At 68.1% G+C, this 17,644-nt stretch carries 16 protein-coding genes; 3 read left to right on the top strand and 13 right to left on the bottom strand.

The window, feature by feature from the left end; translation table 11 throughout:
* Positions 1-31: 31 nt before the first annotated feature.
* The 3 genes from ACXJKM_RS22790 to ACXJKM_RS22780 are packed head-to-tail and all read right to left on the bottom strand — an operon-like array spanning position 32 to position 3,067.
* On the bottom strand, positions 32-1,651 hold the full coding sequence (locus tag ACXJKM_RS22790; RefSeq protein ID WP_457355359.1) for a phage tail sheath family protein: 1,620 nt from the start codon (positions 1,649-1,651) through the stop codon (positions 32-34).
* A gap of 17 nt (positions 1,652-1,668) precedes the next feature.
* The gene (locus ACXJKM_RS22785; RefSeq protein WP_457355357.1) at positions 1,669-2,481 is read right to left on the bottom strand and encodes a hypothetical protein; all 813 of its coding nucleotides are present in this window, start codon (positions 2,479-2,481) and stop codon (positions 1,669-1,671) included.
* Positions 2,482-2,494: 13 nt separating this feature from the next.
* The gene (locus ACXJKM_RS22780; protein WP_457355355.1) at positions 2,495-3,067 is read right to left on the bottom strand and encodes a DUF4255 domain-containing protein; all 573 of its coding nucleotides are present in this window, start codon (positions 3,065-3,067) and stop codon (positions 2,495-2,497) included.
* A gap of 273 nt (positions 3,068-3,340) precedes the next feature.
* Between ACXJKM_RS22780 and ACXJKM_RS22775 the strand changes: the two genes are divergently transcribed.
* Together ACXJKM_RS22775 and ACXJKM_RS22770 are read left to right on the top strand one after the other, a co-directional pair.
* Positions 3,341-6,817 carry an nSTAND1 domain-containing NTPase gene (locus tag ACXJKM_RS22775; RefSeq protein WP_457355353.1) on the top strand — a complete coding sequence of 1,159 codons (3,477 nt, stop codon included), beginning with the start codon at positions 3,341-3,343 and terminating at the stop codon, positions 6,815-6,817.
* Entirely contained in the window at positions 6,814-7,308 is a 495-nt protein-coding gene (locus ACXJKM_RS22770) for a hypothetical protein (RefSeq protein WP_457355351.1), read from the top strand. The genes ACXJKM_RS22775 and ACXJKM_RS22770 overlap by 4 nt, the downstream gene beginning before the upstream one ends.
* A gap of 14 nt (positions 7,309-7,322) precedes the next feature.
* Here the strand turns inward: ACXJKM_RS22770 and ACXJKM_RS22765 are convergent, their stop codons facing one another.
* From ACXJKM_RS22765 to ACXJKM_RS22755, 3 genes are read right to left on the bottom strand one after another with little or no spacing between them, the layout of a single operon-like run.
* On the bottom strand, positions 7,323-8,123 hold the full coding sequence (locus ACXJKM_RS22765; protein ID WP_457355349.1) for a bestrophin-like domain: 801 nt from the start codon (positions 8,121-8,123) through the stop codon (positions 7,323-7,325).
* The gene (locus tag ACXJKM_RS22760) at positions 8,114-8,776 is read right to left on the bottom strand and encodes a response regulator (protein WP_457355347.1); all 663 of its coding nucleotides are present in this window, start codon (positions 8,774-8,776) and stop codon (positions 8,114-8,116) included. The genes ACXJKM_RS22765 and ACXJKM_RS22760 overlap by 10 nt, the downstream gene beginning before the upstream one ends.
* 59 nt (positions 8,777-8,835) lie before the next feature.
* Complete coding sequence (locus tag ACXJKM_RS22755; RefSeq protein WP_457355345.1) at positions 8,836-9,570, bottom strand: sensor histidine kinase; 735 nt, start codon at positions 9,568-9,570, stop codon at positions 8,836-8,838.
* Between the two features lie 449 nt (positions 9,571-10,019).
* Between ACXJKM_RS22755 and ACXJKM_RS22750 the strand changes: the two genes are divergently transcribed.
* Complete coding sequence (locus ACXJKM_RS22750) at positions 10,020-10,163, top strand: hypothetical protein (protein ID WP_457355343.1); 144 nt, start codon at positions 10,020-10,022, stop codon at positions 10,161-10,163.
* Between the two features lie 652 nt (positions 10,164-10,815).
* Here the strand turns inward: ACXJKM_RS22750 and ACXJKM_RS22745 are convergent.
* The 7 genes from ACXJKM_RS22745 to ACXJKM_RS22715 form a co-directional block, all read right to left on the bottom strand.
* Positions 10,816-11,454 carry a hypothetical protein gene (locus ACXJKM_RS22745; protein WP_457355341.1) on the bottom strand — a complete coding sequence of 213 codons (639 nt, stop codon included), beginning with the start codon at positions 11,452-11,454 and terminating at the stop codon, positions 10,816-10,818.
* Between the two features lie 2 nt (positions 11,455-11,456).
* Positions 11,457-13,109: a putative porin gene (locus ACXJKM_RS22740; RefSeq protein WP_457355339.1), complete on the bottom strand. Its 1,653-nt coding sequence runs from the start codon at positions 13,107-13,109 to the stop codon at positions 11,457-11,459.
* Positions 13,110-13,130: 21 nt separating this feature from the next.
* Positions 13,131-13,808: a TonB C-terminal domain-containing protein gene (locus tag ACXJKM_RS22735; protein ID WP_457355337.1), complete on the bottom strand. Its 678-nt coding sequence runs from the start codon at positions 13,806-13,808 to the stop codon at positions 13,131-13,133.
* A 1-nt stretch (position 13,809) separates the two neighbouring features.
* Entirely contained in the window at positions 13,810-14,211 is a 402-nt protein-coding gene (locus tag ACXJKM_RS22730; protein ID WP_457355335.1) for an ExbD/TolR family protein, read from the bottom strand.
* A 4-nt stretch (positions 14,212-14,215) separates the two neighbouring features.
* Positions 14,216-14,629, bottom strand: a complete 414-nt coding sequence (locus ACXJKM_RS22725; protein WP_457355333.1) for an ExbD/TolR family protein — start codon at positions 14,627-14,629, stop codon at positions 14,216-14,218.
* 14 nt (positions 14,630-14,643) lie between these two features.
* A complete protein-coding gene (locus tag ACXJKM_RS22720; protein ID WP_457355331.1) occupies positions 14,644-16,329 on the bottom strand; it encodes a DUF2341 domain-containing protein in 1,686 nt (561 codons plus the stop codon).
* A gap of 14 nt (positions 16,330-16,343) precedes the next feature.
* On the bottom strand, positions 16,344-17,644 hold a 1,301-nt coding region (locus ACXJKM_RS22715; protein WP_457355329.1), incomplete at its 5' end, for a filamentous hemagglutinin family protein.

Genomic DNA, 17,644 nt, shown 5'->3' with positions numbered 1-17,644 from the left:
AAAGAGTTGAAAGCCGGGCGCCCGTGGCGCCTCAGGACTTCTGCATCTGCTGCTGGAAGGTGATTTCGATGAACTCGGCCGGGCGGCTGATGGCCACCAGCACGGTCACGCGCAGGATGCCTTCCAGAATGTCCTCCGCAGTCATGGTCTCGCCGAGGCCGACGTGCACGCTGAAAGCGTCCTCCGGCACGGCGCCGGCCAGGCCGCCGCGCTTCCAGATGCCGGTCAGGAAGCTGGAGATCATGCTCTTGATGGTCACCCAGGTGTTGGCCACATTGGGCTCGAACACCATGGCCTTGGCCGCCAGGCGGCAGGACTCCTCCAGCATGATCATGGTGCGGCGCACGTTGATGTAGCGCCAGTCCAGGCTGTTGCCATCCAGCGTGCGGGCGCCCCACACCAGCACGCCCTCGCCGATGAAGCTGCGGATGGCATTGATGGACTTGCCCTGGGTGGTGACGTTGAGGTCTTCCTGGTCCTCGTGCGAGAGGCTGACCTCCGGTGAGATGACCCCGTTCAGGCTGACATTGGCCGGCGCCTTCCAGACGCCCCGGCTGTTGTCCACCATGGTGTAGATGCCCGCCATGGCCGCAGAGGGCGGCAGCAGGTTGAGCCGGTTGCGCGCCTCGGTCATCAGCGTGTTGTAGAGCGGGCTCATGGAGACCAGGCTCTTGTGCAGCAGCGACTTGTGCGTCTCGACCGCCACGGCCAAGGCCAGGGGCGTCAGCGCCTTGGCCTTCTCCTCGTCGCTCTTGGTGGAGTTGTTGACCAGCTCGGTGACATAGGTCGTCCAGTCGGCGTCGGTCTTGGTGATGTCGGCCACCGCCTGGGCCTGCTGGGCGATGCGCGGCGGCGCCGTCTTGAGCCCTTCCTCATCGGGCAGCTGCAGCTCCTTGCGCAGCAGCTCCGACAGCAGCGCGGGGTTGGCGATGCGGGTGTAGTCGAGGTCTTTGTCCTGCACCACGGTCGTGTTGACCCAGGGGTAGTAGGCCGCCGCGAAGTCCAGGTAGTTGACGCCCAGGTCGTTGCGGAAGCTCTCGATCGGGTCGCCGCTGGGGTCCTTGCGGTCGAGGTATCCGCCCCAGACGTCAAGGATGGCAATGCGGTTGCGCATCTTGCCGCCGCAGTGCAGCAGCATGGCTTGCTGCACGGCCACGCAGTCCGGTCGCTTGAGCAGCACGGCGTCCGGGATGACCAGCATCGTCGGCTCCTGCTCCTTGATCAGAGGGTCGATGCCGTCGGTGAGGCGTTGGGCCTCGACGTCTTCCTCGTAGCTGCCCACGGAGACGACATAGCAGGGGCCGCCACCGTTCTGGAAGAAGTGCACCATGCCGTGGTACAGCAAGAAGCGCCCGCCGGCCGCGCCAACGGCCTGGTTGAGCGCGTAGTCCTTGCCATCGGCGCGGAAGTCGGTGCGGGTGTTCGCGGGTGCTCCGTCAATGCTCAGCTTGGGGTCAGGGCCGTGCCCGAAGTAGGTGTGGTACTCGGCCATCGAGCTGATGCGCCAGGGCTTGTTGCGCAAGGGCTTGCCCCCGTTTTCGGCGCGGCGCGTGTAGCCGACGAACGCCGGCACGGCGGTGGCCACCTCGACGATGGAGTTGGGAAAGGCATTCTTCTCGACGATATAGACACCGGGTGTCTTCATGGCCATGACGGGCTCCTCAGCGGTTAGCGATGCACATGGATCTCGGAGATGACCGCAGCGTGGCCGTCGATCACTTCACGGGCGAGGAACTGCGCCGACGGCGTGGGCAGCCGGCGGATCAGCACCTTGTCGGCGCGGCCGTCCTGCTCGGGGCGGCTGCGCAGTTGCAAGCGCTGGGGCGAACGCTGCGCCAGCGGCAGGCGGCCGCGCGACCGGATGGCCAGCATCGGGGTGCCGTCCTCCATCCGGTCTGGCGCGGGCGCACTGAAGTGGGTCTGTCCCGCGAGGTCGACGATGGCGAGCGAGGGCTCGGACCATGCGCCGAACAGGCAGTACTTCCAGAAGGTGCTGCGCGGCGTCAGCAGCCAGCGCAGCTGCAGCGGTGCTGCAGCGCGCAGGCGCGACAGCGGCAGCCACAGCAAGGCGAAGGGAGGCAGGTGGCGGTCCCGCGCCGTGAGCAGCCGCGCGACGGCTGGTTCGTCCATGGGCATAGGCATGGCGTCGACCGTATGGGTCGTGCCGGTCTCGGGTGGCTGCACCCACAGAAGCTGGCCAGGCCGCTGGGCGGAGTCCTCGGTGCCGCAGGCAAAGGCGTCGTCGGTGGCGGCGATGCGCCAGGCAAGGCCAGCCGTGTCGTCCGGCGCATCCAGCCCTTGCAGTGCATTGGCTGGCCCGTGCAGGTGCAGGCTGCCGCCGTCGCTTCGCGCGACGATGCCGGCACGCCGCAGCATGGCTGACGTCTGCGCCACCGGCTCAAAGCGCAGCCCACGGCAACGGCCATCGGCGTAGTAGCCATGGCTGACCTGCATGTTCAGCAGTGCGGTCCAGTCGGTCATCGCGTTGCGTCCCTCAGCCGTGCGCTGTGATGCGCGGCGATCGCACCGATGGCATTTGCGCATCGGGCTGGCGGGCGTCAATGGTGATGAGGCGCACCCGGTAGAGCACCGAGGGCAGGTAGCGTCCACCCAGCACGCCCCACAGAGTGGCCATCTCCTGCAGGTTCAGCGACTCGATCGCCAGGGCCAGCTTGTCCAGCCGCGGGTCCAGGCCGGGCGAGTTATGGGCGTCAAGTACAGGCGTGGCCTGGAAGCAGGCGATGGTGCTGCCGATCAGCTTGAGCGCCTCGGGATAGGTCGTGCCGCCGTAGTTGGCCGCGAACATGATCAGCAGATTGAGGTGCACGGGGGGGGCGGAGCGCGGCAGTCGCTCGCCGCCGCCGATAACCTGCGCCGGTTGGCCGGGCACGCCGTCACGCTCCAGGTTCACGAGGAAGGCCGACAGCCGGTTGGACGCCCCGGCCGCCGGGCTGCCGTCGGCCTCCTGCAGCCCGGTCACGGCAACGAGGTCCTCCGCCGACTGGTGCGAGCGGCGCAGCACGGCATTCAGATGTCCGGCGATGTGGAGGAGGGCGGCGTCGATCATGACGGGTGAGGGCGATGCTTGAGGCGCTGTGCGTTGTCGAGGTTGCTGAGCCGAAAGATAGGCAGCCGGCGTCCCTTGGCCCATCGGTCGGATGCCGATCTTTGGCCTCCGGTTTGCTGAGATTCCGTTGACGGGGCGTTGCGGAGTGCCGCCGCCAGCGGCTGTCAACCTGTCAACTCTTCCTGGCAAGCGAGAGTGACGATGGCCTGCACGGTCTCATAGACTGCTTGCAGCTTGGCTCACAGAGGCCAACACCCCCAGGGAGAACAACGTATGGATCGCACGGCGCCTGGTTCGCCTGTCATCAAGCCGCCACTGGCCAGCTCGGCTGATCGGCTGCCTCCTGCCGTGCGCAACGACGCTGTCGGAAGTTTTCTGCTGGGCGACTGGCGCGTCGACGTTGCGACACGGCGGCTCATCCGCGGTGACGAGACCGTGACGCTGGAACCGCGGCCCATGGCTGTGCTGCTGGCGCTGTGTCGCCAGCCGGGGGTGGTCATTTCAGCCGAGTCGCTGCTGCAGGACTGCTGGCCCGATGCGCCGGCCCAGGGCGACAACCCGGTGCACAAGAGCGTGGCCGTGCTGCGCAGGTCGCTGCACGACAGCGCGACCGAGCCGATCTACCTGGAGACCATTCGCAAGCAGGGCTACCGGCTGCTCGCGCCGGTGCGGGTGCTGTCGGAGCAGGGACCCCGCAGCCGGGCAGAGGGCTGGCGGGGGCAGTCGCCCTTCCGCGGGCTGGAGCCTTTCGATCAAGCGCATGCCAGTGTCTTCTTCGGGCGGGACGCAGCCGTCGCGGCGCTGCACTCGCGGCTGGCTCGGCAATGGCGCTGCAGCCGGCCCCTGGTAGTGCTGCTCGGTCCGAGCGGCTCGGGCAAAACCTCCCTGGTGCAAGCCGGCTTGCTGCCGGCGCTGGCCCAGCCGCCTGAACCCGCCGGTGAAGTGCTGCCCGACGCCCTGACGCCGCTGCGGGTATGTAGCGCTGCTACGGTCGACCTCGGTGCCCTGGGACGGACGCCTGGCTTCGCGGAAGTGGATGCCTGGGCGGGCCTGTCCGGCGCCTTGCTCGACTGGGACTGCCAGGGTGTGCCGCTGTTATCGGGCTACAGCATCGACAGCCTGTCTGAGACGCTGCGCGAGCGGCCGCAGGACGCGCTGCGCCAGTTGGTCATCGGCGTGGATGCCACGCGCGGCCTGCGTGACGGTGCCGCCGCGCCGCCGCTCCTCGTGCTGGATCGTCTGGAAGCGCTGCTGCAAGAGGATCCGGCCCTCACCGATGCCTGGTTCCGTACGCTCGAATGTCTCGTGGACAGCGGGCTGATGTTGGTGCTGGCCATCTGCCGCAACGACTTCTACGCCGCGCTTGCCCGCCGGCCGCTGCTGATGGAGGGCAAGGACACCGGTGCCCACTTCGACCTGGCGCCACCGCAGGCCGGCGAAATCGCCCAGATGATCCGGCTGCCGGCGCGCGCTGCAGGACTGAGCTATGGCAGCGACGACAGCGGCCTGAACCGACTCGACGACCGCCTGTGTGCTGATGCGATGCAGTCGCCCGATGCGCTCCCACTGCTGCAATACACCCTGCAGCAGCTCTATCTGAACCGCGAAGCGGGCGACGTGCTGGCCTGGTCGACCTACGAGGCGATGGGCGGGCTGGAGGGCGCCATCGGCCAGCGTGCCGAGGCCCTGCTGGCCGAACTGCCAGCGACGCAGCAGGCGGCCTTCTCGCCGCTGCTCTCCCGCCTGATCACGCTGGCCGGCGACGAGGCAGCCCCGACAAGCCGATGGATGCCCGACACGGAGTTGACCGATGGCGACGAGCGGGCGCTGGCCGAGGCTTTCGTCGCAGCGCGGCTGCTCGTGGCTGATCTGGCTGCCTGCGGCAAGGGGTACCGGGTGGCTCACGAGGCCCTGTTGCGGCGCTGGCCCCGCGTCACGGCCTGGGTGGCAAGCCACCGCGCCGCCCTCGTCGCGCGCGACAGCCTGGCCCCCTGGCTCGCCCGCTGGGCGCAGGCCGACCATGCCAACAGCCTCTTGCTGCCGCGCGGCGTGGTTCTGTGGACGGCCGCTCGGGCGATGATGGAAGCGCCTGGCCTGTTTGGTCCGCTGGAGCGCGACTTCATCCAGCGCTCCCAACGCCGACTGCGCCGCCGGCGCTGGAATCTGGGCGCCCTCGCAGCCGGGGCGCTGCTGCTGGCAGTGCTGGCCATCACGGCTGCCTTTGGCTATGCCCGTCAGGCTGAGCTGGCTGCCGAGCGCGAACGTCAAAGCCGCCAGATGGCGTCGTTCATGCTGGGCGAATTGGCCGACGGCCTGCGGCCCATCGGCAAGCTCGACCTGCTCAGCCGCATCGGCGAACAGGGAGTGAAGCTATTCGGCCCGGCGGCCGGCCGCGAGGCTGGCGGCCTCCCGATTGACGCCTTGCGGCGGGCTCAGGCGCTGGTGGTCATCGGCGAGGTCAACAGCAGTCGGGGCCAGGGCCGTACCGACATCGCCGTCGATGCACTGACCGCAGCACGCAGCCTGCTCGAAGGCCTTGCACCGGCAGGCCAGGTGCCCGACCTCAACACGGCGGACTACTTCCGTACGCTGGGCGCCGCCTCCTTCTGGCTGGGTCAGATTGCCTTCGATGCGGGCGAGCTGGACGCCGCCGCCGAGGCCATGGGCCGATACCGAGAGGCGAGTCTGCGATGGCAGCAGTTGGCGCCCGACGATGCGGCCGCAACGGCCGAGTTGGGTTATGCGCTACACAGCCTGGGCTCCATCGACTTTCGGCGCGGCAAGTGGCAGTTGGCCGAGCGCTCCTTCGAGGCCTCGCTGGCACTCAAGCAGGCTGCGTTGGTCCGCGCGCCGGGTGCGGCCGAGGCTCGTGAAGGCGTGGCCAACTCGCGCACTTGGCTGGGCCTTGTGTCGCTTGTGCAAGGGCGGCCGTTGGCTGCGCTCGAGCAGTTCGACGCGGCCCGCGCGGAGCGCATCGCGCTGGCCGCCGGCCGCGGCGATGAACAGCTTCGGCTGCGTGACCTTGGCACGCTGGAGCTGCGCAGAGCGGACGCCATGCGGGCGGCAGGCCGCGGCGCCGAAGCGGCCGCCGTCATGGCCGTCGGCGTGGCGCGTCTGCGCGAGGCAGAGCGCCACGATCCGAGCAATGCCTACTGGCGCATCGACCGCCTGCATGCGGAGAGTCATCTGGCGCTGGCCCGCCTTGACGCGGGGCTGCCCCTGGGCACCGAGCTGTCGGCCGTGCGCAGCCAGCTTGCCGCGGAACCGCCCGCCGCGGACGCTTCACGCGACTTCACGCGTCGCGAATCGCTGCTGCGCCTGGCCGTGGCGGAGGCCGAGCAGGCCGCTCTCCAACGCGACGGGCCGCGTGCCGCTCGCCTGCTGGCCCAGACCCAAGAGGCCTTCTCCGCGCTGTTGAGCCAGAGGCCGGCCTACTGGCAGCTGCGCGAGCTACAGGCCCGCGGTGCCCTGCTTGCCCTGCGCATCGGCAGCCCGGCCGGTACCGTGCTTGCGCCGGCACGCTGCGAGCAAATGCGCGATGCACTGAGGCCGGCGGTCGACGCCGGCCAGGCAGGCCTCGTGCTGCAGGCCTGGCTGGCGCTGCAGCGCTGTGCAGCGCCGGGCGGCCTATCGGCCGAAGCCGATGCCGTCCGGCGTCTGACCGCGCACGGCTATGTACCCTTGCCGCAAGCCGCCCTTGGCGGAGGGCCACCGATTACCACCACCCCACCCAAAAGGATGAAGCCATGACCGAACTCCGCATGACCGCCGACAGCGCAGGCGAACTGCAACCCACGACAGTCTTCGTGGTCGCCTTGACGCCGCCTGCTGATGCGCAAGGCGAGAAGCCCGAGAACATCGTTCCCTGCGCCTACTTCGACAGTGGCTGGAAGCCGTTGCTGGCCGGCCAATTGGATACGGACACGGACAGCAACAGCATCACATTTCAGCAGCAGACCCACCTGCCTGAAGACGTGACCAAGCTCTTGCAGGGTCAGGGCAGCGAGCCTGACCTGGACGTGACGCTGTTCGCAGCGATCGCAAAAACCTTACAGGGCAGCGCCGACTTGCCGCGCACCTTTCTGGCCATAGGTGCTGCGGGCGCCGCGTCCATCAACATCCCGGTGGAGCGGCACACCAAGCGGGGCGTCGTGCTGGTGTTCCGCAAGCCGGCCGGCGGCCAGGCGGAGCGGCTGATCGCAACGGCCGACCCCGAGATCCGCAACGGCAGCAGCACCTGAGGACGCGCTGTGGCTCAGGAAGGCGCCGGAAGTCGTGGGGCAAAGCGCTGCATCTTCTCCAGCGCATCCTCGATGGCTTCGGGCGTCACCCGCTCGGCGCCCAAGAAGGGGCGGTCCATCGCTGCCACGAAGTGAAAGATGAGGCCCAGGGCCACTGCCAGCATGAGCAGCGCACCCCGGCTGCTGGTGCTCACTGGCGGTACGGCCATCGGGATCAGCGTCAGCACCGAGCCCGCCAGCACCACGGCCCAGAGGGTGGCGGGTACCTTGCCTTTGCTCGCCTGCAGCCGGGCGCGGCGGTGGCTGACGAGTTCGTTGGCCTGCGTCCAAGCCTGGTCCAACAACACGGTGTCCGCCGGATTGGATGGTCTCAGTGTCGCAAGCGCATAGAAAAGGGCGTCGAAGGCATCTAGCGTGGTCGCGCTCGGCCTGTCCTCCAGCATGGCAGGCCACTCCTTCGTCACCACGCTGCGTCCATAGGCACGCAGCCGCTCGCGTGCGATGCGGGCCGGCGCACCTTCGTACAGCGCAAGCGTGCGGCCAAGTTGGGCGATGGCCGTGGCTTCGCGTTGCACGGCCTGTTCGGCGGCACCGAAGGATTCCCACACCGACACTGCCGAGAACGCCAGCAGCAAAGAGTTGATAGTCGCAATGACGCCCAGCGAGGCCAGCATGACATTGCGATCGATTTCCGTCGCCTGCTCGCGCCAGCGGCGCGGGATGAAGGTTTGTGCCGCCAGTGCGATCAGCATCCACGCCAGCACCAGGGTCAGGCCCAGCAGCCAGTTGGGGAGGTCATAGGCTATCAGTGGCATGACGGCACCATCTCGGTCAAGCCTTCGCGTATCGCATACCGCGTCATGCCCGCGATGCCGCGCACGCCGAGTTTTTGTGTGACGTTTTCGCGGTGAGTGGCGACGGTCTTTGCGCTGAGCTTGAGCCGGTCGGCGATGTCCTGCGTGCTCAAGTCCTCGGCGAAGAGCTGCACGATCTCGCGCTCTCGCGCCGTCAGCGTCGGGCCCGACGGTGCCTGCTGCACGCGCTGTCGGTCACGGATTTCGTCTACCAGGCCTCCGACCAAGCCGGGGCTGAGGTAAATGTGGCCGGCGGCGACCTGCCGCACGGCTCCCAGCAGCTCGTCGCAGGAGCTGTCTTTCAAGACGAAGCCGCTGGCGCCGGCCTGCATGGCCGACACCACGCTGCGCTGGTCACCATGCATGGACAGGCAGATGACCCGTGCCGGCGCCTCCTGGGCGCAGACGCGGCGGGCGGCCTCCAGGCCATTGAGGCCGGGCATGGCGATGTCGGTGATGAGCAAGTCGGGCTGCAGCTGTCGCACCAGCGTGACGGCGGCCGCACCGTCGGCGGCCAGGCCGACGACCTCCAACCGGGAATCGCGTGTGAGCAGGGCTCGCAGGCCCTCCCTTACCAACTGGTGATCATCGGCAAGAACAAGGCGAAGGGTCATGGTCGAGCTCCAGGAGGTCATGCCGGCTTGGCGTCGCGTGCGACAACGAGTCGGGCGGTTCAGGCAGGGAGGAGGGGCAGGTTCAGCGTGGCGCAGGTGCCAGTGCCTGGCGAGGAGCGCAGCATCAAGTCACCACCCAAAGCCCTCAACTGGGCCCGTGCGCCGCGCAGCCCCAGCCCCTTGGCTGGTAGCCCTGGCATATCGGTGGGTAGCCCAAGGCCGTCGTCCTGCACGCTGATGAATAGCTGACCGCTGGCAACGAAGGCCCTGATGTGCAGAGAAGAGGCTCGGGCATGCTTGAGCGCGTTTAGGCTCATCTCTCGCACAACACGGCAAGCCACCGCGCGGTGCCCGGCCGGCACTGCTGGCGCGTCGGCCTCCAACAGGCACTGGCCTTCAAGCTGCACCTTCAAACCGCTGCGCAGGCCCAGCTCGGCTGCCAGCGACTCGAGCGCGGGCAGCAGGCCGTCGTGCCATTCCGGTGGGGCCATCGCAAAAGTCAGGCGTCGCACCGTGCACGACAGCTCAGCCAGCAGCGCATCGAAAGCGGCGCTCGAGTCTGCGGGCCCGGCCGGCGGCGCAAGTTGCCGCCAAACGCCGTAGGCCAGCCGCAGCTGCACCAAGAGCCCACCCAATTGATCGTGCAGCAGCTGAGCGACATGCTCTCGCTCTTGCTGCGCCGAGTTGGTTGAGGCGGTGTGGGTATCGCGACAGCGTCGCTTGGCAGTTGCCGACTTTCGGGGGGATGCCCTCAGACGTGGCAACAAGGGCAGTGATGCGTTGTGATTGAGCATGGGCGGTGCGGAAGGTCTGCATGACCCGACCGAGACGCTGACGTCGATTGGTCGGCTGACCTCAAAGCTAGGCTCTCGCCGCTAAGTCGACCTTCTGGAAAGCTTCCGGTGTAGTCCGGCCCCTAGCATTCGGGAGAAGCGCCCCGTCTAACCATCAAACCTGCGTCTCGGCTGCTCACGGCGATAGGGCATGAAGCGATCAAATGCTGCACGATGGTGACGGTTTTTGACGCCCGCTCTAATGCGCTGCGAGCTCCTCTCGCTACGGCGGCGGCCGGACTATGTTGACCATCGCCCGATGATGGAGCCGAGCGCGCTCCGACACCGTCGCGGTTTTGTCGCTGAACGTCTGCGGGCATCACCCACCCTGGGTTCTTCGGGGACAGTCCATGCCGCCCAAGGCGAGCGCCCCGGCAGGGCCATTGCCCATATCCACATGTGGAACCTGAATGGAAACCAACGCGCTCATTGAGATGGAGCTGCTGCTGACGCCCAAGGACGCGGGGATGGCCTCTAAACACGATTGGACGCGAATCGTCGACCTCGACGGGACACTGCCCCTGCTTCACCTCGCTGAGCAGGCCTCGACGTGACAGCAAATAGGGCTCAGCCCCGGCCCTGCGCCGGGGCTTCTTTTTGACGCCGAGGTCTGGCGCCTCGACACGATTCAACCGGGTAAAACGAGGTGGGGAAGAGCAATAGGTTGAACGCCCGTGTGGGCTGGAGCCACATATTTACGTCACCCAAGTGCTCCGTTGGCGGTATTTGGTCTTCAGGTGCCGCAACGGCCTTCCTTACGGTTTCAACCTGATTTCACTTCGTTGTGGCCGGCTGAACGTGCAGTGCGCCGGGTAGGCCTAGGTGCGCTCTACCTGGGACGTAGTGGGATAGTCGGCTTTCGCGGTGGCCCCTTGGTGGACCCCTGGAACCTTCGCGCGGCCACAAAGGAAAACGGCCTAGCTGCCGAAGCTGCTAAGCCGTTGATTCTCTTCTTGCTTTATGGCCGGGACGGCGGGATTCGAACTAGCGACCCCTTGCACCCCATGCTTAAGCTCGGGCATCAGCGTCAGGCGCGGCGGCATGTAAAGCTGCATGCGACTCTAGCCCGGCGCACAACCAGGGCGGCCCCTATGCCGACGGCTTGCTGGTCGTGCAGGACGGCCACAAGCGCCTGTCGCAGGGACCGCAGAACTTCAGCGGATTCGTTAGCGCGAGGTGGAGACGGCCATGATGCGTTGAGCCGCATCAACGCGTGATGCGCTTCGCCTCCAGCTCGCTGCGCAGCTTCTCCGCCTCGTCCTCGAAGCGCACGGCCGTCAAGCCCAGGACGGGGTCCTGCAGCAGGGCGGTGTCGAGAGTCGAGCGGCTCCGCCAGCGCTTCACGAGGTCTTGGCTCAGTGCGTAGAGCTGCTGGTTCTTGGCTTCAGCATCGACCAGGGCTTGGGTGCTGCGTTCGAGCAGCTGAGTGAGGGCTTGATTCGCCTGCAGGCGCGAGGCGCTCTCCTGACGGACGGCCAGCAATTGCTGCTGCAGCGCCTGCTCACGTTCGCCGGCCTTGGCCGCGGTCTCCTGCTGGGCCAGTTCGGCCTGCCGGGCCGCCTGCAGCTGCGTGCGCAGTGCTTCCAGCTCGGCTTCGCGCGCCTTGAGCTTGGTGGCGCTGCCGGCGATCTGCGCCTTGGCGCTAGACGCCTCCTTGTGCGCGGCCGCCGCGTCGGCCTCAGCCTTGGCCTTGTCGGCCTGCAGCGTGGACTGCTGCTCCTGTGCGGCGCGCAGCGCGGTCTGGGCGCGGCGGAGGGCCTCGCGCTCCTTGGAGGGCTTGGCGTCCTGGGCCTGTGCGCCCAGTGCCAGCACGGCGGCGAGGGCGAGAGTGGCGAAGCGCTTCATCTTCAGAACCTCACGTTCAGGTCCAACTGCAGGACGTCGATGCGCAGCGGCGCACTGCTCAGGTTGCCGCTGAGCGAGGTCGGGTCGCTGGGCACGGCCAGGAAGCGCACGCCGTCGTCGAGGTTGCGCGTGCTGGTCCAACGGACACCCAGCCAGAAGCCACGGTCCAGCCCGTAGTTGCCGCCCATGCTCCAGCCCTTGTAGTTGGTGCCGCCGAGGTGCCAGGTCGTGTCGGTGAAGCCGTCGACCCAGGCGTCGCGCTCAACCATGCGGAAGGCGGCGAAGGCCTGCCAGTCGCCACGGCGCGAGATCTTCGGTGCGCCGGCCTGCAGGCGGCCCTGCACGGCTGTCGTCTTCTCGCGCAGATCGGGCAGGGCCACGCCGGCGCGGGCCTCGATGTCCTTCAGATCGAATTTGGTGTTCTTGATCCAGTCCAGCGTGAAGCCGACTGGCACTGGCAGCAGGCTGTCGAGCTGCAGGCCGAGCGTCAGGTTGACGGGGCGGAAGCGCGACGCCAGGCCCCAGGTCGGCGCGGCCGTGCTGGTCGGGTCGTTCAGGCTGATCAGCGTGTTGCCTTTCAAGCGCAGGCTGGCCGGGTATTGCGAAGCGAAGTAGCTGGTTGCGCCATTGCGCGGGCCGCTGGGCGGCGGGTTGGCCTCGCGCTGGCCCTCGATGCGATGGAACTCATAGGCCGCCAGGCCGAGCTTGAACCGCACGCCGCGCGCCAGGTCAATCTCGCCACCGACCTGGCCGCCGAGCAGCCATTTGTCGTGGGTGCTGAGGTTGAGCTCTTCCAGCGGGAAAACGCCGGCCGTCGCGAACAGCGAGCGCTGCGGCGTGAAGGCATGGCTGAGCTTGGCGGCCACGCCGTCGAAGGCGAGGTCGTCGGGCCAGGCCAGGTCCGTGCTGTAGAAGGGGTTGGGCAGGCGGCCGAAGTCGGCGGACAGGCCGTTGCTGAAGGTCGGGGGCTGCCAGCGGATGTAGGCGCGGTCCAGGCCGATGGTGTAGCGGTTGAAGTCGTTGCCCAGTGTCTGCGTTGTCGACGTGGCGCTGTTGGCCGTATTGCCGGTGGCCAGGCGCACGCTGGCCAGTACCTGGTCGCTAAGCTTGGCATCCACCTCCAGGCGAGCGCGCAAGGTCAGGCGCTGGCGGTCCGTCGTCGTGTTGGTCAGGTCGGGCGCCCAGGCCGGCGACGCGGTCTGGGCGCGATAGACCTCGGCGGGCAGGTTGTGGTCGTCGAAGAACTCGGACTGAGCCCGCGCCCGGATGTCGCCGCCGACGCGGATGCGGCCGACCCAGTCGGGCAGGGCGTCCGGCTGGCCCCAGCGCTCGCCCTTGGCCTGGGCCAGCACCTCGGCCTTGATCTCGTCGCGCATCTGCTGGCGCACCGTCTCGGGCACATAAGGGATGCGCAGTACCTTGGGCGCCGCGGCATCGGCCGGGGTGGCGGGCGCCGGTGCGGCCGCGGTGGACTGGGCCTGCTTGAGGATGGCCTCGGCCTTGTCGCGAGTCAGCAGGCCCTGGGCGACCAGGGCGTCGATGAGGGCTTGCGTGGTGGCGCGCAGGCGGGCGATTTCTTCCTTGTCGGAGGCGGTCTGGGCGCAGACCGGGGCCGCCACGAGAGCGGCGGTCAGCAGGGCGAGGATGGATTTCATGGCTGGGGACAAAAGTCGGAATCAGGCTTGCGGCCGCACGCTCAGGCGAAAGCGCATCGGCTGGGACAGGGCCAGCGCAGGTGGCGGCGGCAACTTGAATTGGCGGCGGGTTTCATCGAGGGCAGCGCGCAGCGCGTTGTCGTTGGCGTCGTTGCCGCTTGGACTGAGCTCGAAGCGCTGGATACCGCCGTCGCCGGTCAGCCAAACGGCGAAGGTGACCGTCAGCTGGTCGGCGTCGGATTTCAGATGCCGCTCGATCTCGCTTTGGAGCAGCTGACGCGCGGTGTTGGCGTAGAAGCGCTCCTGGGCGCGGTCGGCCGAAGTGCCGGCCGGGCCGGCGCCGCCGCCGGTGGTCGGCGGGCCGCCGGCATATTCCTTGGCCACGCTGCCGGCCGAGAAGGCGCTGGGGCCGTCACCGGCTGCACCCTCCATCTTGATGGTCTCGGCGGGCTTGGGTGCCTCGGCCTGCTTGAGCTGCTCCTCGCGCATGACCTGCTTGGGCTCGTCCTTGGGTGGCTCGGGTTTCTTCTCCTCCTTGGGGGGAGGCGGCGGGGGCGGCGGTGTGTCGGGCAGGATGGAGATCTTGGCGACCTGGCGCCTGGGGGCGTCGGGCTTGATGTTCTTGACCGCCCACCACACGGCCAAGCCGAGCAGCAGAAAGGCGGCGGCGACGAGGAGCTTGACGTGCCCGGTCTTCATGTCAGGTCCCGATTCGGCTCGTCACCAGGCCCATATTGACCTGCAGCTTGTTGCACAGGTCGATGACGGCGATGACGCTGGCGTATTGCGTGCGCGCATCGCCCTTGATGGCGACCGACATCTGCGCATCGCGCGCCTTGGCCGCGCCGAGCTGGGCCTCCAGCTCAACGAGGCTGACGCCCACGCCGTTCAGCAGCACGCCGCCGTCGGGCATCACCTGCACGATCTTCAGCTCGTGCTTCTCGGTGCTGGGCTTGTTGCTCGGCTTGGGCATGGTGATGCTCAGGCCCTGCACCGAGGCCGTCGTCATCAGGATGAAGACGACCAGCAGCACATAGGCCAGATCCAGCATCGGCGTCACGTTGATGCTGTCGTAGGGCTTGGCGTCCTGGTTGACTTGCATGCTCTCAACCACCTTCCGCGCGCTTGGTGACGAGGCCGATCTCGGTGATGTCCAGCTTCTTGGCCACCTCCAGCACCTGCATGACCTTCTCGTACTGCGCCGCCGCGTCGGCCTTCAGCACCACGGGCAGAGCCGGGTTGGCGGCCTTGTACTGGGCCAGGCTGCGGCTGAGTTGCTCCATGTCGACCGGGTAGGCGTCCAGGTAGACGCCGCCGTCGGCCGTGATCGTGATCGCACGCGTCTGCGGCTTGGCGAGGTTGTTGGCCGCGCGCGTCTCGGGCGACTTGACCTTCACGCCCTGCACCGACGCGGTCGTCAGGATGATGAAGACGACGAGCAGCACGTAGGCCAGATCCAGCATCGGCGTCACGTTGATGTCGTCGTAGGGCTGGTTGTCACCCTTGATGTCGGCAGACATGGCTGGCTCCGAGCTCAGGGGGCGCCGTAGAGTTCAGCGACGCGAGTGATGAACTCGTCGATGAAGATCTGCATGTCCGAGGTCGCGTTCTTGATCTGCGCGGCCAGGTAGTTGTAGCCAAACAGCGCCGGGATCGCGACGCCCAGGCCCGCCACCGTTGCCAGCAGCGCGGCAGCAATGCCCGGTGCGATCGCGTTGACGTTCACGTCACCCGCAGCGGCGATCGCGGCGAAGGTGATCATCACGCCCACCACGGTGCCCAGCAGGCCCAGGAAAGGCCCGCCCGAGATCGCGATGGTCAGTAGCACCATGCCGGAGTTGAGGTGGGCGTTCTCGCGCACATAGTCAGCATCGACCGAGGCCTTGACCGCGTCCAGCGAAGCGCCCGACAGCGGCTTGGCGCCCGCCTCGCCGACCTTGCGCTTGGCCAGCTCGCGCACGCCCGCCTGGTAGAGGCGGTAGATGGGCGACTGCGGATGCGGCGCGTGTGCCTCCAGATGCAGGAGATCGTCGGTGGCGTCGCGGAACTTCAGCACGAAGCTGCGGTTGGCGCGTCCCACCTTGGTCACCAGCAGGCCCTTGCTGACCATCACCCAGCAGGCGATGGCGAACATGACGCCGAGGATGCCGATGACGACCCAGGCATCCATCGTCAGGTTCTTGACCAGGATGCCCATATAGCCGTGGCTCTCGCCTTCGGCCTCGGCAGCGTCCTTGGCTTCGCGGTTGGACGCGACCAGCTTGCTCTCGGCGCCCTGGGCCCCCGCGGCCACGGCGATCCAGTCCGCGCTGCGCAGGGCCGCAGCCAGCTGCACCTCGTCCATCAGGCCACGTGCACCTTCGCCCAGGCGCAGGCTGCTGCCCAGCGCCGACGTGGCGAGGTCGCCTTGGGCCACCTGGGCGCCGTTGACGAACAGGGTGGCCTTGCCCAGGCCCAGGCGCAGTGCGACCTGGGTCCAGCGTGCCACCGGTACCGCGCCGCCGCTGACCTCGGCCTTGTCAGCGCGCACGACGAACTTGCCGCCGTTCAGATTCAGCGTCAGCCCGCCCCACTGCAGCAACGTGACCCGCTGCACGTCGTCGAGCTTGACCCACAGGCTGACCGTCAGCTGGTTGCCGGCATCGATGACCGGCTTGTCGGACAGCGCATAGACGATGGCCTCGCCACCCAGCTTGGCACTGGTAGCCAGCAGGCCGTTGGGCTCGGTGACCAGCGTGCCCTGCGGCTTGACGGCGCCGAGTTGGTCGGCACCCGCCGGCTTGTCGCTGAAGTGCAGGGCGATGACGGTGGCCGCATCGAAGCCGCTGGCTTCGCCTTCGGCCGCCGCCTTGGCATTGCCGCCGTAGACGTAGAAAACGTTCTTGTCGCTGCCGGGCAGCACGCTCGGCATTTGCACCCACAGCACCGCCAGCTCGTTGACGCTGTCAAAGCGCTCGATGCTGAACTTCAGCGGCGTCTTGTCGTCACCGGCGATGACGCGCAGATCGCTGCCGTCTTCCTTGGCCGCCGTGAAATCGAAGTTGCCCGAATGCAGGCGAACGGCCACGGCCACGCCGCTGGCGGCCTCCTTGGTCTCCAGCCCCTGGGTCGAGGTGTTCAGCGTGATCTTGGCGCGTTCGCTCCAGTCAGCGTTCCACCAGGCATGGGCGGTGGCCGGCAGCAGGGCGGCCAGGACGAGGGCGGTGAGGGCTTTGCGCATGGTTTCTTTCGTGATCACTGGCCGCCGAAGCCGAGGAACTCCAGCAGCAGGTTGCGGCGCCTGCGGCGCTTCTTCTTCTCGTCGTCGTCGCCGTCGCTGCTGCCGGGGCCAGCACTGGTGGCGGCCAGCGCCGTGTTGGCCGGCGCGGCAATCGCGGGTGCCGCCGCCTCGACCTTGCCGCCACCCGTCGTCTTGCCGCCGACCTGGATGTCGATGGCGTTGACCAGGCGCTCGGCGGCCAGCGTGGCGTTGCCCTTGGAGCGGATGCCCGCCTCGCCGGCGTTGATCTCGCCGGCGGGCGCGAACAGGAAGAGGTTGCTGTCGGCGTTCAGCACCGCGATGCCCGAGCCGCTGAAGGAGCCCGAGGTGTCGAACACCAGGTTGCCCTGGTCGTCCAGACGCAGCACGGGGGCTGGCGCACCGGTGACGGTCTTGGCGCCGCGGCCCGCGTCGATATTGCCGGCCGAGGCCCACAGCAGCAGGTCGCCCTTGGCCAGCGTGAACACGCGTGACTGGTTGACGGCGAAGTCGTCGCGCACGGCCGCCGCGATGGCGCCGCCGTTGACGGTGACCAGCCCCAGCTCGGTCGGTGGCTTGGGCAGGCCGCTGGCGACGATCTCGCCCGCGTTGGCGCCGCCGCCCGGTGCCAGCAGCCGGATATCGGCCTGCTGCAGCGTCTTGATCTGGCTGGTGGGCAGACGCAGCTCGCCGCTCGGTCGTGCCGTCAGGCCCCCGATGGGGAAGAGGGTGTTGATGGCTGCATAGCCCGGTGCATAGGCGCGCCAGCGCTCGTCGCCGGCCAGCGCCGCGGCGGCCGAGCCGGCCGCCTGCAGTTCGGCCACCAGCTGGCGGTTCAGCCACGGCATCTGCTGCATCAACGGCAGGGCTTCGAAGGCGGTCAGCGCCTGGGCATCGCCGACGCCCGACTGGGCGGCGCCGAGGCTTCGCACATAGTCGCCCAGCGCGTGCAGTTGGGCCGGGCTGGCCAGTGCGGCCAGCAGCTCCTGGCGGCGCGGCGTGTCGATGCCGGTCAGGCGATGCGTCAGCAGCGGCACCGTGACCGTGGCGCGCTGGGTTTCCGGAAGGCTTTCGAAGACCTTCAGCGCCTGCGCATCACTGAGATCGCTCCAAGCTGGCTGGCTCGTGCCCTTGAGCTTGGCGGCGTAGTCGGTGACCTGGGCGTCGCCCAGCGCGACACCGAGCAGCGCGGCGATGCGCAGCCGCTGCTCGGCCTCGTCGGCGCGGGCCGGCAGGCCGCGCACGAAGCCGGCGATGCCGGCGTCGACCGCCGTGCCGCCGAGCAGCTCGCGCAGCG

This window comes from Roseateles sp. P5_D6, from assembly GCF_054049415.1.
This window is presented reverse-complemented; position numbering and strand designations above follow the sequence as displayed.